We start from the raw sequence: 14,334 nt of genomic DNA on the forward strand, positions 1-14,334 counted from the left end.
TTATATAAATGGTGACTCCTTGGGGGATCGAACCCCAGACCCACTGATTAAGAGTCAGTTGCTCTACCATCTGAGCTAAGGAGTCATGCACTCATATTATATACTTTTGAAAGTATATTTTCAATAAATAAAGCCCTTCCGGGCTGTTATTTTAAATGGTGACTCGTACGGGATTCGAACCCGTGAATGACGCCGTGAAAGGGCGCTGTGTTAAGCCGCTTCACCAACGAGCCAAAAAAAATGGCGCCTAAAACAGGGCTCGAACCTGTGACCTAACGGTTAACAGCCGTTTGCTCTACCTACTGAGCTATTTAGGCGTGTGCTCAATTATAATAACATGCACTGTCCCTCATTGCAACAATTATTTGTAAAAAATTTATCTTTTTTTACAGTTTTTTTTGAGCACTATTTATCACCTATGATTCCTCTATAACACGAGTCTTAATTTTGAAAATAAAATAGAATAAATGAAAGATCCAAACGATTGCTAAAACCAGTTGTCCTACTGGAACTGAATGCATCATAACAAATCCAAATGTCATTGTTATTGTTACAATAATCATTATCCTTATCTTTGTTTTCATTGTCATTGATTTATCTTGCACATAACTTTCTAAATTATTCTTATATAAATTTGTATTTATAAACCAATCATGTAAATGATTTGAACTGCGCGCATAACAATACGCTGCAAGAAGTAAAAATGGAAACGAGGGCAGTAGAGGTATCATTGCTCCAATTGCTCCCAAAACAAGTCCCATCGTCCCTAAAACAATATATAATATTTTTTTCATTTTGAACTCTCCTTTTTTCTAGAATCTATGAAATGCTTTATTACAACCAATGGATCAATCAATAACATTCTTGGCCCAGTATATTTCATGACTTCTTTTATTTTCATTTTATATTTACTTCGATAACAATGTATCTTACATTGACTACAAAATGTTTTAGTTTCCATAAATGGACAATTATCTATTTTTGCTATTGCATATATAAGTAAATCATTACACTCTTCACATATGTACGCATGATGATGTCCTTTACAATAAATCATTATCATTTTCTTAATCAATTCTTTTTCACTTTCGCGTTTTAGATCAATATTATTCATTAACTTATTCTTCCATTACTAACTGCTAAAACACTATCGGCTATTTTCATTGTAGATTCACGATGAGAGACTAGCACAATCGTTTTATCATCTTTTTGCTCATAGATAGATTTAAGTAATACCGCTTCATTTAAACTATCCAGATTGCTTGTAGGCTCATCTAGCAAAATAAATGGTGCGTCGTGTAAGAATGCTCTTGCCATACCTATCCTTTGACGCTCTCCTCCAGATAACGTTTCTCCCAACTCACCTACCTGTGTCTTATATCCTTGTGGTAGTCCTTCAATAAAATCATGAATTGATGCCTTTTTACAAGCTTCAACAACATCCTCTTTACTAGCATTCTTGTTTGCTATTTTGATGTTATTTTCTATTGTATCCTTGAATAAAATTGTTTCTTGAGTTACATAGCTTTGATTATCTCTTAAACTCTTTGTATTTATATTACGTATATCATCATTTGATATTGATACAACACCCTCTTGCACATCCCAAAATCGCATCAATAGTTTTAACAAAGTAGATTTACCAGCCCCACTCTTACCGACAATACCCACTATTTGATTCTTTGGAATATTCAAACTATAATCGCTTAATATCTCTGTATCCAAATATTTGAAAGTTACATTATTCAAACTAGCATTAGCAAATTCTACATTCTTTTTATTTATAACTTCTTCTATTATTGGTTTCTCATCAAGCAAACTTAACACACGTTCTCCTGATGCAAGTGTTTGTGATAATCCATGTCCTAGATTACCCAATGCAACCACTGGTCCAAAAGAACTAATCATGCTCACCGTAGAAATAAGTACAGCTTTAAACTCTACAATTTGTTCCATATATAACATACTTGAAACAACAAACATCAAAATACCAAATCCAAATATTACATTATTTATCCACATTGTTGTCATACCAGACATTCGTTTTAATTGTTTTTCTTTGCTAGACATTATTTCGGTTGCTTGGTTTATTTCATTAAGTTTTATATCCCCTTGATTATATTGTATGTTTTCACTAATTCCACGAATATTATCTAAAAAATAACTTCCGATTTGCGCAACTTCTTTTCTAATCATTGTAGCTGAATCACTGGTTTTCTTTGATATGATAAAAGGAATGACTAAACCAACTACAATATATCCAGTTAATGCAATAACTCCTAAGATAAATGAATAACTGCCAATGAAAACAGTCATAATTATACTCATTATTACAGCGATGCAAATAGGTGAGATTGTATGCGCATAAAAAACTTCTAGTAATTCAATATCACTTGTAATTATGTTAATTAATTGGCCTTTTTCTTTGCCATCTAATTTAGCAGGCGCAAGTTTTCTTAATACAGTAAATATCTTATCGCGAAGTATTGCTAGTAATTTAAAAGCAATATAGTGATTACATGTTTGTTCACCATACCTTAGTACTCCTCTAGCAACTGCAATAATACCAATAATTATAATTATTTGCATAAGCGAATTTTTATTCATTATAATATCGCTTATTGCAATACTACCTAATATCGGAATAAAATTAGCGCATAAAAACCCTAACACCCCTAAAACAATAGCTAATAACATAATTAATATCATGGGTTTTACAAGTACTATTAGTCTAATCATAATATTTATTTTTGATTTTTTCATAGAGTTACTCCTATAAAGTTTTCTATTTCGCTTTGTGTTTTAAAATAATTATTATAGATACTATTTAATTCTAACAAATCAACATGCTTACCACTTTCAACTATTACTCCATTTTTTAACACTAAAATCTTATCAGCCTTTACTACATTCATTAATCTATGTGTAATTAAAATAACTGTCCTATTTCTTGCAAGTTGTTGCATGATTTCAATTATTTTATTCTCACTTTCTACATCAATATTAGATGTAGCTTCATCAAATATATATACTGGGCTATCATGTAAAAGTGCACGTGCTAATGCCAATCGTTGTTGTTGCCCTCCTGATAAATTACTTCCCTTTTCTAGTATTTTAGTTTCTAATCCTTGCTCTGAATTAAAGAAATCTTTTAATGCTACCTGAGTTAAAACATTGTCTAACATTTCATCACTAGCTTCATAATTTCCCATTAATAAATTACTCTTAACTGTTCCCTTAAACAAATAACTATTAAATGAAACATATGTAATATTGTTCATTAAATCTTGTTCGTTTATTTCATTAATCAAATTTCCGTTGATAAATATATTCCCATTACTAACTTCTCTTTTCTTCATTAATAATGATGCTATAGTACTTTTTCCGCTACCACTTTCCCCAACAACTGCGGTCATTTGATTTGGTAGCACTGTAAAACTACATTTGTTTAGTACTACTTGATTACTATATCCAAATGTTACATCTTCAAACTCAATTGTAATATCATTAGAATTAACATTTTTTTCTGTTTTTTTCTTTTCTTTACTATCTAAAAATTTAAATATCTTATCACTAGAAGCTATTCCATTCATCGCTATATGAAAGTATGAACCCAATAATCTAAGAGGCAAAAAGAATTCAGCACTTAACATAATAATTATAAATGTTTGTGCAATGTTAATTGAACCACTAAGGAATGATGTTATCGCAATTCCTATGCCCAATGCAGACGCTCCATATGCAATTATATCCATTACAATAATTGAATTTAATTGCATTGATAATACCTTCATAGTTACCCGTCTAAACTTCTCAGATTCTTTATTCATTTGATTATGTTTATCTTGATCAGCTTGATATATTTTTAAAGTTGTTAAGCCTTGTAGATTTTCTAAGAAGGAATCACCTAACTTCGTATATTGCCCCCAATACTTACTCAATAATTTTTTTGCCACTTTTTGTACAACAATAATTGAGATAGGTATTAAAGGAACACAACATACCAAAATAAGTGCTATCTTTAAATCAATTGGTGCTATAACAATAAACAAAGTAACTGGGGCTAACAAGCTGTATACAAGCTGAGGAAGATATTGTCCAAAATAACTTTCCAATTGCTCTATCCCTTCAGAAGCCAATTGAACCACTTCAGCAGACGATATTTCATTTGTATACGAAGATCCAAGTCTTAACAGTTTATCGAACAACAAGCCCCTAAGCTTCCTCTTAACATCTTTTGAAGCCATGTAGCTAGAATCACTCACCATAATCGTACAAAATGATTTAAACCATAAAACTATAATTACTAGAACTACACAAATTACTAACTGAATATTATTTACCTGTTTATAAAATACACCCTGCATTAAATATCCAAGCATAAACAATATCACAATAGTTCCAAGTAAATTTAGCCATTGATAAAACACATTTAAACTTATACTTTTCTTCGATTCTCCCATGCTTTGTATTAACCTTTTGTTAATCATCATATGCAAACCTCCGTGAGTTAGGTGCAACTAACCACCAACACAATAAAATAGTTAGTTTTACCTAACTACTCTAGTTTAAATTTAAATTTTCATTTTGTCAATGTGTTTAGAGAGGTTCATGTGTTAAGTTAACTAACCATTTCTCCTTACGAACTAACCAATATCCAAAACATAGTTTGATTAAATCCGTTGATTGTCCTGCAATATACAATAGAAACGCATTTAATGGTGAATAATATGCCAATATACCAACTAACGGAATGTTAATACACCACATAAATGCACTATCCATTATTAGTGTTGATTTTGTATCTCCACCGGCTCTCAGTATAAAATAGTTTTGGGTATTAAGTACATAAATAGCAAACATAACACTTTGTATACGCAACATAACTTCGGCAATCTTAAGGGCATCCACTGATACATTGTGATACAAATAAGGTATGTAGAAACTTGATACAAACATCAGTGAAGCAAATATGAATGATAAGACAAAACTAAATCCCATCAGTTGATACCCATGACGTTTGGCCTCATCAAGTTTATTTGCACCTAGCGGTTGAGAAATAAGTACCGTCGATGCTGCTGCCATACCACCAAACAATACAAAGAAGATATCTCCTATTGTACTGGCAATTGAATATCCAGACATTACTTCAGGTCCCCTTGTAGAATAGAATTTAAATAATGTTGCCATACCAGCAGACCATAATATTTCATTCATCGCTAATGGAGCGGCCTTAATCATAATTTTCTTAGATAAAGTTACAGGTACTAGAAATATTTCTTTCACATTTGTTTTGAAACCAAAATCACGTTCTTTTAAGAAATACAACAATACACCAACTTCAATAAATCGAGCCACTATAGTTGCATACGCAGCCCCACGAATTCCAAGCATTGGAAATCCAAATTTACCAAAAATAAGACAATAGTTTAGAATGGTATTTGTAATAACTGCAATAGCACTTACAAACAATGGTATTTTTGTTTCTCCCACCGCTCTCATTGCACCTGATAAACATAATGTAAGTGCAATTGGTAAATAAGACCATGCTACTAGGCGAATATAATATACTCCCATTTTTATCGTTTCTGCATCTGCTGTAAAAAAGTTTAAGATTGCTGTTGGAAACAATATCGCTAATAAGAAAAACAAAAACATAATTGCACAAGATATATTAATCAAAAATCTAAATGATTCTTTCATCTTCTCTTGATTTCTAGCTCCATAATATTGCGCTATAAATATTGAACCCGCCGCAACAATACCATTTGTTCCATATTGCGCAATAATATAAAATCTATTTACTGCCGCAACACCACCAATAGCTGCATCCCCTAATTGACCAACCATTAAATTATCAACTAGATTTACCGATCCAGTGATTAATTGTTGAAGCATGAGTGGCACGCCAACAAGTATCGCTGTTCTCATAAACGCTTTATCGCCTATGTATTTAGATAAATTCATCACACTTCCCCCGTTCTTATATGGGTATAAGTTTATCACATTAAGTAACTATACTTCAATTGATAATTATCCTCTTTTGTATTTTGACAAACTCATCAACATTTGTAAATTAAAAGAGTTAGCATTTAACTAACTCTTAACAATTACGATCTTGAATATCCATGATTGTTTGGACACGTTCAGCATGTCTACCACCTTCATAAGTAGCATCTAGCCATTCATCAACAATCATCTTTGCTAATTCACTTCCAACCACACGTGCTCCAAAACACAAAATATTTGAATTGTTATGTTGCTTAGATAATTTAGCAGAGAATGGTTCTGAACATACACAAGCACGAATTCCATTTACCTTATTACAAGCAATAGAAATACCGATACCTGTTCCACAAATACATATACCACAATCAACATCCCCTTTAACCACTGCATTAGATACCGTCTCTCCTGCTAAAGCATAGTTATAACTCGACACTTCATCTGTACCATAATTCACAACTTCAAAACCTCTACTAATCAAGTGCTTAAGAATTTCATTTTTTAACTCTACCGCTGTATGATCATTTCCTATACCAATTTTCATAAATTTTCCTCCTAATAAATTTCTTCATATATTTTATAATTCTCTAAAACAATTTTAACATATGTTTTAGTTTCAGGGTATGGTATTACCAATAATGATTTACCATCTTTTGAATATTGATCATCACTTAACCATGTCTTTGTAATATTTAATCCTGCATTATATCCAGCTAATTGAGTAGCAGTCTGTTCAAATTCATTTCTTAATAAACTTAAGAAATAAGCACCATAGCGAATATTTATACTCGGATCAAATAAATCATCATAAACCGTTTCAGAATCATTCATTTTCATTTTCAACCAATCAAAAGTTGGCTCAGTAATTTGTAACAATCCTCTCGCATCAGCTTTTGAAACAGCATCTGATTTATATTTGCTTTCTTGTCTCATAATGGCATAAATAAGATTCTCATCAACATTGTATTTTTCTGACATCTCACGAACAACGGAATGATAAGGCTTAGGATATTCATTTTTAAGACTACTTGCTTTTGATTCCACTTGAACACTCAAGTAAACTAAAAATATAGCAAACAATACAAGATAGACTGGTTTTATCTTTTTCTTTTTCTTCATACCCACTATTATATCGAATTCTCAAGTGAAAACAAGCAAAGAAAAAAAAACTCCACATCAATACATAGTTGTATATTTCAAATGTGAAGTTTACTGTTTAGAAACTATGTTGTCCCTTTAATTCTTTCATCATCATGTTATAAGCAATCATATCGATGATACCTTTTGTAATTAATAGAATTGCAGAAACTTGTAAGATAACTTGGAATCCAACGAATGGATTAACAAAGATATAAATTCCTCCAAGCAATGTAAATAGATTAAACGCTACAATCCATCCCCAATTAGATAGACCTTGCTTTCTATATTGAATTGCCTTTGTTGCATTAAGTATACTATTTAGTACTATGTATCCTCCAATTAGATATGTCATTGAAGCCACAACAGTAGCTGGAAATACGAAAATTAATGCAGCTAACAATATTTGTAATAAACCAATACTCCAATCTGTGTGTTGTGTCCCATCTTCTTTTTTGCGATTCACAAAATAACTAATAAAACCAAATACACCCAAAACAAATAATATCCCTGCTCCAATCGATAATGAAATTATCGTCGTCTTAAAAGGCCATATCATTAAGAACAATCCAAATATGATTGATCCGATTGATTGAATATATACGTATTCCTTTGCTCCCTTGAGAACATTTTCCATAAAATTAAATCTCCTTTTTCTGTATATTTTTATTTTATTTCTAAAAATAATTATCTACAAGAAAAGTGATTTTAACTATACACGATACTAATAAGTAATAATAACTAATTTTAAGTTCAACTTTTTTAATTATAGTATTTCTCCATTAGTAGATATTGTAATAACTTGCCAAGGGATAAATTTACCACTATTCTTTAATGCTTGCTTACATGCATTCTCAATACCACCACAACAAGGAACTTCCATTCGTACAATCTTTAATTCTTGAATATCATTATTACGTAATATTTCAGTTAATTTACTTGTGTAATCAACATTATCCAATTTAGGACATCCGATTAACGTTACATGATTACGAATAAAATCTTGATGAAAACTTGCATACGCATATGCTGTACAATCAGCCGCCACTAATAATTTGCATCCATCAAAATATGGTGCTTGTATAGGTACTAATTGTATTTGTACCGGCCATTGTCTTAGTTCACTACTTTCTTTTATATTATTGTACATTTTTTCATGATGCGACTGCTCAATTATTCTTGATTGTGATCCTGGACATCCACAAGGTAATAACTCTTCTTTCCTTTGCATATTAGCTTGTACTGCTGCATTATCATATGCCAACGCTTCTCTTTCTTCAAATGTTATCGCACCAGTGGGACATGTAGGTAAGCAATCTCCTAAGCCATCACAATAGTCATCTCTTAGTAATTTAGCTTTCCCATTAACCATACCAATAGCTCCTTCATGGCACGCTACTGCACACGCAGAACACCCATTACATTTTTCTTCATCGATTTTGATAATTCGTCTTTTCATAAAATACACCTTCCTTGTTTTCACATCCATAATATACTAGAATAAATTCAAAGAATCCGTTGTTTTTACAACGAAAGGTGAATTATGATTATATCTCCTGAAGTACATAAGAAAATAAAATTATTAAATAAAATTGAATATTCCTCAATCAATGAAATACTTACTTGTCTAAAAGCAAAAGATCTTTCATTTAAAAAAGACCAAATTATCTATCACATTAATGATTCAATCTCCAATATAGGAATAATTCTAAGTGGAACAGTACAAATTTCTTCAATTGATTTTTGGGGTAATTGCAGTATACTTACAGAATTATCTATGGGTGACACATTTGGAGAAGTCTATGCAATTGCCCAAGTAAATCACATACCCGTCGAAGTAATTGCAACAAGTGATGTATCTGTATTATTTATACCCACCCAGAATATTTTAAACAATGATTCAAGTTGTTCACATAAACAAATTTTTATTATTCATCTATTGCAAGAATTTACAAACAAGAATTTGATGCTTACAAAAAAAATCGAACACTTATCAAAGCGATCAATTCGTGAAAAACTAAATTCATATTTATCATCAGAAGCAATAAAAAACCAAAGCGCTACTTTTGAAATACCATATAATCGTCAAGAACTTGCAGATTACTTATCCATCGATAGAAGTGCATGTTCATATGAATTATCTAAAATGAAGAAAGAGAAACTATTAAACTATCATAAAAACAAATTTACAATATTAAAAAGCAACTAGCGTAATTTAGTTGCCTTTTCCATTTCTCTTTTAGCCGTTTTAAGCTTATCATCTTGCCTTTTGTCATAAAGTGCTTTACCTTTTGCTAAAGCAATCTCTAATTTAGCTCTACCATTTTTAAGATACATCTTGGTAGGAACAACAGTATATCCCTTCAATTTGATTTTAGTTTGAAGTTTACGTATCTCTGTTTTATTCAATAATAGTTTTCTAATACGTGTTTCATCGTGATTAAACTGGTTACCATGATCATATTGGGCAATATGCATTTCCTTAACAAATGCTTCACCGTCTACAATTGATATAAAGGCATCTTTAAATTGAACCTTCCCTTGTCTAATCGATTTAATTTCCGTACCAACTAGTACTATCCCTGCCTCAAAGCGATCTTCTAAAAAGTATTCATGACTCGCACTTCGGTTTAAAGATATTATTTTTTCACTCATCAAGAATCACTCCTTAATTTCTATTATAACTTAAATCCAACGTTGTTTCTTCTTTTTCTTATCTTTATGAACAATAAAATCTATTGTTCCTTTTTCTTTGCTAGCATCACTACATTTGATTCTCACTTCTTGGCCTAAACGATACACAGTTCCAGTACGTTCACCAATTAATTGAAAGTTTGATTCATCAAAGTTGTAGTAATCATCAGTTAAGCTTTGCACATGAACTAATCCTTCCACTGTATTAGCTAATTCCACAAAGAAACCAAATTTAGTCACAGAGCTAATTACACCATCATAGTATAATCCAATCTTATTTTCCATGAATTCAGCTTTCTTCATATCCTCAACGTCACGTTCAGCTTCCGTTGATGCGCGTTCACGATCGGATGTTTCTTGTCCTAGTTTATCCATCTTAAGCTCATCTTTTTTAATTTCTTCAACATCCAAGCAATGATTAAATGAATATTTATGTAACATTCTATGAACAATTAAATCAGGATATCGTCTAATTGGAGATGTAAAATGCAAGTACTCATCGAGCGCTAATCCAAAGTGTCCTAAACATTTTGCATCATACTTAGCCTTTTGCATAGATCTCAACAACATAGTCGACACAACGGGATATTCTGGTTCATCCTTAAATTGACTTAAGAATTTTTGAATTTCTATCGGTCTAACTTCTTCAATATTTCCTTTAAATTTGTGTCCCAAAACCAATGCCATTCGCGCAAAATCTCTTAACTTCTTTGCTAAAGGCTGTTCATGAACACGATAAAGAGATGGTATTTCTAACCATTTCATATGTTTTGCAACCGTTACATTAGCACATATCATGAAATCTTCAATTATTTTCTCAGACTCTCCACGATCTCTTAGTTGGATATCTTGTACTCTACCATTTTTATCCACAATAATTTTAGCTTCGTCTTTTTCAAAATCGATTGCTCCCGCAAGTTCTCTACGTTTTCTAATACGTTTAGCACAATCTTCCATCATTTCAAAAAGATTACCTAAATGTTCATATCTTCGACATAATACTTCATCATGTTTTAAAATCTTATTAACATTATTATATGTCATTCTTTCAGTTGAACGAATTATTGATGGATAAATTTCATAAGTTGTAACCTCTCCATTAGAATCAATAACCATTTCACACGTTAATGTAAGTCGTTCTACCTTTGGATTTAATGAACATATTCCATTTGATAATACATGCGGTAACATTGGTACAACTCGATCAGTAACATAAGTTGATGTACCACGATTTTCCGCTTCAATATCAAGAGCACTATTCTCTGTTACATAATATGAAACATCAGCAATGTGCACATACAAGCGATAATTATCGTCTTCTTTAACAATACTAATCGCATCATCAAAGTCTTTTGAATCATCACCATCAATAGTAACCACTATTAAATTAGTACAATCTTTTCTACCTATTTTTTGTTCAGGTAATACTTCTTGCGATATTGCATTAGCCTCATCAATTACTTCATCAGGAAAAACTGGATTAATATCATGCTGTAATAATATTGACAATACATCTACTCCTGGATCATCCTTATGTCCAAGTAATTGCATAATTTCTAAGTCAATTGTATGTTTAAGCATTTTAACAATTTTAAACTGCGCCTTTGTTCCTGACACCACTTTAAATTTTGATAAGTTTTTAACTACTATTCTTCCCTTCAAGCGTTCATCATCTAGCTCGACTTGAATAGCTCCCTTAAATACCTTAAAAGTACCAATACAAATATCAGTATTACGAGTAATTATTTTAACTACTTCACCTTCGTTACTCTCTAACTTAAATAACTTAACAACAACCTCATCTTTATTCATGGCACCTTTTAAATCATCTGGACTAATATAAATACTATGGTTTTCATCTAAATCTAGAAACCCAAATCCTTTTCTATTAATTGATATATTTCCTTTATAAATACCTGCTTGTATTGCAGTTAAAAAGAAGTTCTTTGGATTACGTGCTATTACATATTCATCTTCTAACTGATTTAATAGTTTGTTTAATAATACAAAATCGGATGTAGATGTTAAATTGAACTCTTTTGCTAATCTTTCAATATCATATGTACCCATCTTACCTGTTTCAATTTTTGAGTACAAACTATTTTTTAATTCTATCATTTCCATAGAGTTTCACCTCCCTCTCTTTTGAAAATAAAAAAGGCACATGGCCTTTCCTACATAATTCTCATTATTATTACAAGAACAAAGAATAGAATTCCAATACCTAATGTAAGGTTTGAAATAATCTTCTCAGATCCTCTTTCTTTCGTATTGGCAAATAGATTTAATCCACCGCTACCTGTAAAAGCACCTGAGATACCATCTGATTTTCCACTTTGTAGTAAAGAAAGAATAATTAATGCAGCGGATACGACCATCAATAAAATATCTAGCATAAACTTCTCCTCCTAGCGAATGATTCAAACATTGCTAAATAATTATAGCACATGAGGTACAATTTGCAAATAGGTACATTTCTATGTCCATAACCATTGAAATACCTTAATAAATAGACTAAAACAGCTAATAATCACATAAAACCTGCATCAAGCTCTTCTAACAAGTTTAATAAAGAACTGATTAAATACAAACCAGTTCTTACTCCAGATATTAAATCACATCTTCTCTTTATTTTTTAAACTCAAAGTAATAAGTTAAATCAATTTTTTGATCCTCTGCTTTTGCATCATTATCATCTAAGAATTTTTGGTATGCTTCTGTTTTCTCTAATGGTTTTTGATACATTATTGCATAGACACACATTTCTTCTATGCATTCATCTAACCCACCAATTGTTTCCATATTTTCCACAGAACTATCAGTAAACTCTGGTGACATCCTAAATGTTCTTATTAAGCTAGAACAACTTTTATCATCTACATTGCATCCTTCTTCCACATAATACAATGTCGCTCTATCCTCATTCTCTTCATGAGTAATGACAACTTGAAATTCTACTGGCACTTTATCAGAAATAGTAACATCTACATAATCATTTACTGTATAATGTCTTACACCATCAACTACACTGTATATTAACTCTTCATTTGGTTCTGTAATTTCTTCTTTTGGTGTTTCCTCTACTTGTTGATTCACTTTTGTTGTACATCCACCAATCAATACTGTGATTAGTAACAAGCATATTATTTTTTTCATATTTTCCCCTCTTCCTCCAACTAAATAACATCATTAACAATAGCAAAAATACACTTAATTAATCATTTATTCACTTCATTCAATATTCCTTCTATTAGTATCCATTTATATCTAACTGTTTCAAAATAACTTAAGTACTCAATATCCCTAAGAAAAATAATAGTAATAAAACTTTTTAAATATTATTATAACGTAATTTTGAATAAATATTTTAAATCTTATTTATATCATCAAATATTGATAATTGAGACTTCTTATAATTTGATTGATATCCACGTATTATTTGTTTCATATCAGTTATGATTCCATATTTTTTACATTCATCTACAAACATTTTATATTTCGTTTTAACAGTTGGAATTGCACATGAATAATTATCACGATACTTTTTTTGATATTTATCTTTAAGTCCTGGGAAATACTTATCTAATTTCTCATAGTAGTAATCTCGTTGATTCATTCTTAATGTAACACCAAATCCTGAATATATATATTTTACTCCACATTCATGCGCTCTTTTAACTAATTCTTTTATATTATCATCACTATCAGTAATCCAAGGTAATATAGGCATCATAAGAATACATGTATCAATTCCTGCATCACTAATTTTCTTTAATGCTTCAAATCGTTTTGAACTTACACATACGTTCGGTTCTATAATTTTACACAATTCATCATCCACTGTCGTGATAGTCATATTAATTAATACTGGACTATGTTCCTTTATTTCTTTTAATATATCTATGTCTCTTGTAACCAAATCACTTTTAGTTGATAATTCAAGTCCAAAACCATATGCATTAATTAGTTCTAAGGCATGCCTTGTAAGTTGTTCCTTTTCTTCAAATGGATTGTATGGATCACTCATTGCACCAGTACCTACAACTCCTTTTACTTTTTTTCTTCTTAGATCATCTCGAATAATACGTAATGCATCTTCTTTTGCACACACCTCATCAAAATTCTCTACATGATAACATTCACTTCTTGAGTCACAATAAATACAACCATGGCAACAACCACGATAAATATTCATATTATATTTAGCACCAAACCAAAAATCATTTTTGGCATTTGTAACTATTGTTTTTGCAGGAACTGTTTTCATACTATTCACCTCTATTCTATTATACTAGATATAACTTGACATCAATTGCCATGTTTACATAATTGCATAATAAAAACTCATCAACCGAAGTCAATGAGTTTCATGTTTTAACTATTTGTTTTTAACGTTGTAGAAAGCTTGACGTCCAAGATATTTTGCAACAGTTCCTAATTCGTCTTCAATACGGATTAATTGGTTGTATTTTGCAATACGGTCTGTACGAGACATTG

Annotated in this window: 16 protein-coding genes and 3 tRNA genes; 1 reads left to right on the forward strand and 18 read right to left on the reverse strand. The window is 30.9% G+C overall.

The window, feature by feature from the left end; genetic code table 11:
- Positions 1 to 9: 9 nt before the first annotated feature.
- From RR430_RS07190 to RR430_RS07245, 12 genes are all read right to left on the reverse strand, one after another.
- Positions 10 to 85: transfer RNA gene (locus RR430_RS07190), tRNA-Lys, on the reverse strand.
- A gap of 71 nt (positions 86 to 156) precedes the next feature.
- Positions 157 to 233, reverse strand: a tRNA-Glu gene (locus tag RR430_RS07195).
- A gap of 8 nt (positions 234 to 241) precedes the next feature.
- Positions 242 to 317: transfer RNA gene (locus RR430_RS07200), tRNA-Asn, on the reverse strand.
- 99 nt (positions 318 to 416) lie between these two features.
- Positions 417 to 794 (reverse strand): YbaN family protein, encoded by a 378-nt coding sequence (locus RR430_RS07205; protein WP_332488524.1) that lies wholly within the window; start codon positions 792 to 794, stop codon positions 417 to 419.
- On the reverse strand, positions 791 to 1,114 hold the full coding sequence (locus RR430_RS07210) for a nitrous oxide-stimulated promoter family protein (RefSeq protein WP_332488523.1): 324 nt from the start codon (positions 1,112 to 1,114) through the stop codon (positions 791 to 793). The genes RR430_RS07205 and RR430_RS07210 overlap by 4 nt, the downstream gene beginning before the upstream one ends.
- The gene (locus RR430_RS07215) at positions 1,114 to 2,763 is read right to left on the reverse strand and encodes an amino acid ABC transporter ATP-binding/permease protein (RefSeq protein WP_332488522.1); all 1,650 of its coding nucleotides are present in this window, start codon (positions 2,761 to 2,763) and stop codon (positions 1,114 to 1,116) included. Before RR430_RS07215 ends, RR430_RS07210 begins: the two co-directional genes overlap by 1 nt.
- Positions 2,760 to 4,493 carry an ABC transporter ATP-binding protein/permease gene (locus RR430_RS07220; RefSeq protein ID WP_332488521.1) on the reverse strand — a complete coding sequence of 578 codons (1,734 nt, stop codon included), beginning with the start codon at positions 4,491 to 4,493 and terminating at the stop codon, positions 2,760 to 2,762. The genes RR430_RS07215 and RR430_RS07220 overlap by 4 nt, the downstream gene beginning before the upstream one ends.
- Before the next feature lie 106 nt (positions 4,494 to 4,599).
- The gene (locus RR430_RS07225) at positions 4,600 to 5,967 is read right to left on the reverse strand and encodes an MATE family efflux transporter (RefSeq protein ID WP_332488520.1); all 1,368 of its coding nucleotides are present in this window, start codon (positions 5,965 to 5,967) and stop codon (positions 4,600 to 4,602) included.
- Positions 5,968 to 6,103: 136 nt separating this feature from the next.
- Positions 6,104 to 6,550, reverse strand: coding sequence for a ribose 5-phosphate isomerase B (gene rpiB / locus RR430_RS07230; protein WP_332488519.1), 447 nt, complete (start codon positions 6,548 to 6,550; stop codon positions 6,104 to 6,106).
- Between the two features lie 11 nt (positions 6,551 to 6,561).
- Positions 6,562 to 7,125, reverse strand: coding sequence for a lytic transglycosylase domain-containing protein (locus RR430_RS07235; protein ID WP_332488517.1), 564 nt, complete (start codon positions 7,123 to 7,125; stop codon positions 6,562 to 6,564).
- Between the two features lie 97 nt (positions 7,126 to 7,222).
- Positions 7,223 to 7,780: an HdeD family acid-resistance protein gene (locus tag RR430_RS07240; protein WP_332488516.1), complete on the reverse strand. Its 558-nt coding sequence runs from the start codon at positions 7,778 to 7,780 to the stop codon at positions 7,223 to 7,225.
- Positions 7,781 to 7,909: 129 nt separating this feature from the next.
- On the reverse strand, positions 7,910 to 8,602 hold the full coding sequence (locus tag RR430_RS07245; RefSeq protein ID WP_332488514.1) for a 4Fe-4S binding protein: 693 nt from the start codon (positions 8,600 to 8,602) through the stop codon (positions 7,910 to 7,912).
- Between the two features lie 84 nt (positions 8,603 to 8,686).
- On the opposite strand from RR430_RS07245, the gene RR430_RS07250 reads away from it, so the two are divergent.
- Positions 8,687 to 9,352: a Crp/Fnr family transcriptional regulator gene (locus tag RR430_RS07250; RefSeq protein ID WP_332488512.1), complete on the forward strand. Its 666-nt coding sequence runs from the start codon at positions 8,687 to 8,689 to the stop codon at positions 9,350 to 9,352.
- Here the strand turns inward: RR430_RS07250 and smpB are convergent.
- The 6 genes from smpB to RR430_RS07280 all read right to left on the reverse strand — a co-directional run.
- A complete protein-coding gene (gene smpB, locus RR430_RS07255; RefSeq protein ID WP_442878276.1) occupies positions 9,349 to 9,798 on the reverse strand; it encodes an SsrA-binding protein SmpB in 450 nt (149 codons plus the stop codon). The genes RR430_RS07250 and smpB overlap by 4 nt on opposite strands.
- Before the next feature lie 30 nt (positions 9,799 to 9,828).
- Complete coding sequence (gene rnr, locus RR430_RS07260; RefSeq protein WP_332488508.1) at positions 9,829 to 11,961, reverse strand: ribonuclease R; 2,133 nt, start codon at positions 11,959 to 11,961, stop codon at positions 9,829 to 9,831.
- A 50-nt stretch (positions 11,962 to 12,011) separates the two neighbouring features.
- Positions 12,012 to 12,233, reverse strand: a complete 222-nt coding sequence (gene secG / locus RR430_RS07265; RefSeq protein ID WP_332488506.1) for a preprotein translocase subunit SecG — start codon at positions 12,231 to 12,233, stop codon at positions 12,012 to 12,014.
- Between the two features lie 232 nt (positions 12,234 to 12,465).
- A complete protein-coding gene (locus RR430_RS07270) occupies positions 12,466 to 12,993 on the reverse strand; it encodes a hypothetical protein (protein WP_332488505.1) in 528 nt (175 codons plus the stop codon).
- 211 nt (positions 12,994 to 13,204) lie between these two features.
- Positions 13,205 to 14,104, reverse strand: a complete 900-nt coding sequence (locus tag RR430_RS07275) for an SPL family radical SAM protein (protein WP_332488504.1) — start codon at positions 14,102 to 14,104, stop codon at positions 13,205 to 13,207.
- Positions 14,105 to 14,215: 111 nt separating this feature from the next.
- Positions 14,216 to 14,334 (reverse strand): hypothetical protein (locus RR430_RS07280; protein ID WP_332508833.1); only part of this gene is annotated, 119 nt, incomplete at its 5' end.

This window comes from Anaerorhabdus sp. (assembly GCF_036641015.1).
Lineage (GTDB): Bacteria > Bacillota_I > Bacilli_A > Erysipelotrichales > Erysipelotrichaceae > Anaerorhabdus.

Coding starts and splice junctions, on each gene's coding strand:
- RR430_RS07205 (WP_332488524.1), bottom strand. CDS start 794: ATGAAAAAAATATTATATATTGTTTTAGGGACGATGGGACTTGTTTTG.
- RR430_RS07220 (WP_332488521.1), bottom strand. CDS start 4,493: ATGATGATTAACAAAAGGTTAATACAAAGCATGGGAGAATCGAAGAAA.
- rnr (WP_332488508.1), bottom strand. CDS start 11,961: ATGGAAATGATAGAATTAAAAAATAGTTTGTACTCAAAAATTGAAACA.
- RR430_RS07225 (WP_332488520.1), bottom strand. CDS start 5,967: ATGAATTTATCTAAATACATAGGCGATAAAGCGTTTATGAGAACAGCG.
- RR430_RS07275 (WP_332488504.1), bottom strand. CDS start 14,104: ATGAAAACAGTTCCTGCAAAAACAATAGTTACAAATGCCAAAAATGAT.
- secG (WP_332488506.1), bottom strand. CDS start 12,233: ATGCTAGATATTTTATTGATGGTCGTATCCGCTGCATTAATTATTCTT.
- RR430_RS07235 (WP_332488517.1), bottom strand. CDS start 7,125: ATGAAGAAAAAGAAAAAGATAAAACCAGTCTATCTTGTATTGTTTGCT.
- RR430_RS07210 (WP_332488523.1), bottom strand. CDS start 1,114: ATGAATAATATTGATCTAAAACGCGAAAGTGAAAAAGAATTGATTAAG.
- RR430_RS07240 (WP_332488516.1), bottom strand. CDS start 7,780: ATGGAAAATGTTCTCAAGGGAGCAAAGGAATACGTATATATTCAATCA.
- smpB (WP_442878276.1), bottom strand. CDS start 9,798: ATGAGTGAAAAAATAATATCTTTAAACCGAAGTGCGAGTCATGAATAC.
- RR430_RS07245 (WP_332488514.1), bottom strand. CDS start 8,602: ATGAAAAGACGAATTATCAAAATCGATGAAGAAAAATGTAATGGGTGT.
- RR430_RS07270 (WP_332488505.1), bottom strand. CDS start 12,993: ATGAAAAAAATAATATGCTTGTTACTAATCACAGTATTGATTGGTGGA.
- RR430_RS07215 (WP_332488522.1), bottom strand. CDS start 2,763: ATGAAAAAATCAAAAATAAATATTATGATTAGACTAATAGTACTTGTA.
- RR430_RS07250 (WP_332488512.1), top strand. CDS start 8,687: ATGATTATATCTCCTGAAGTACATAAGAAAATAAAATTATTAAATAAA.
- rpiB (WP_332488519.1), bottom strand. CDS start 6,550: ATGAAAATTGGTATAGGAAATGATCATACAGCGGTAGAGTTAAAAAAT.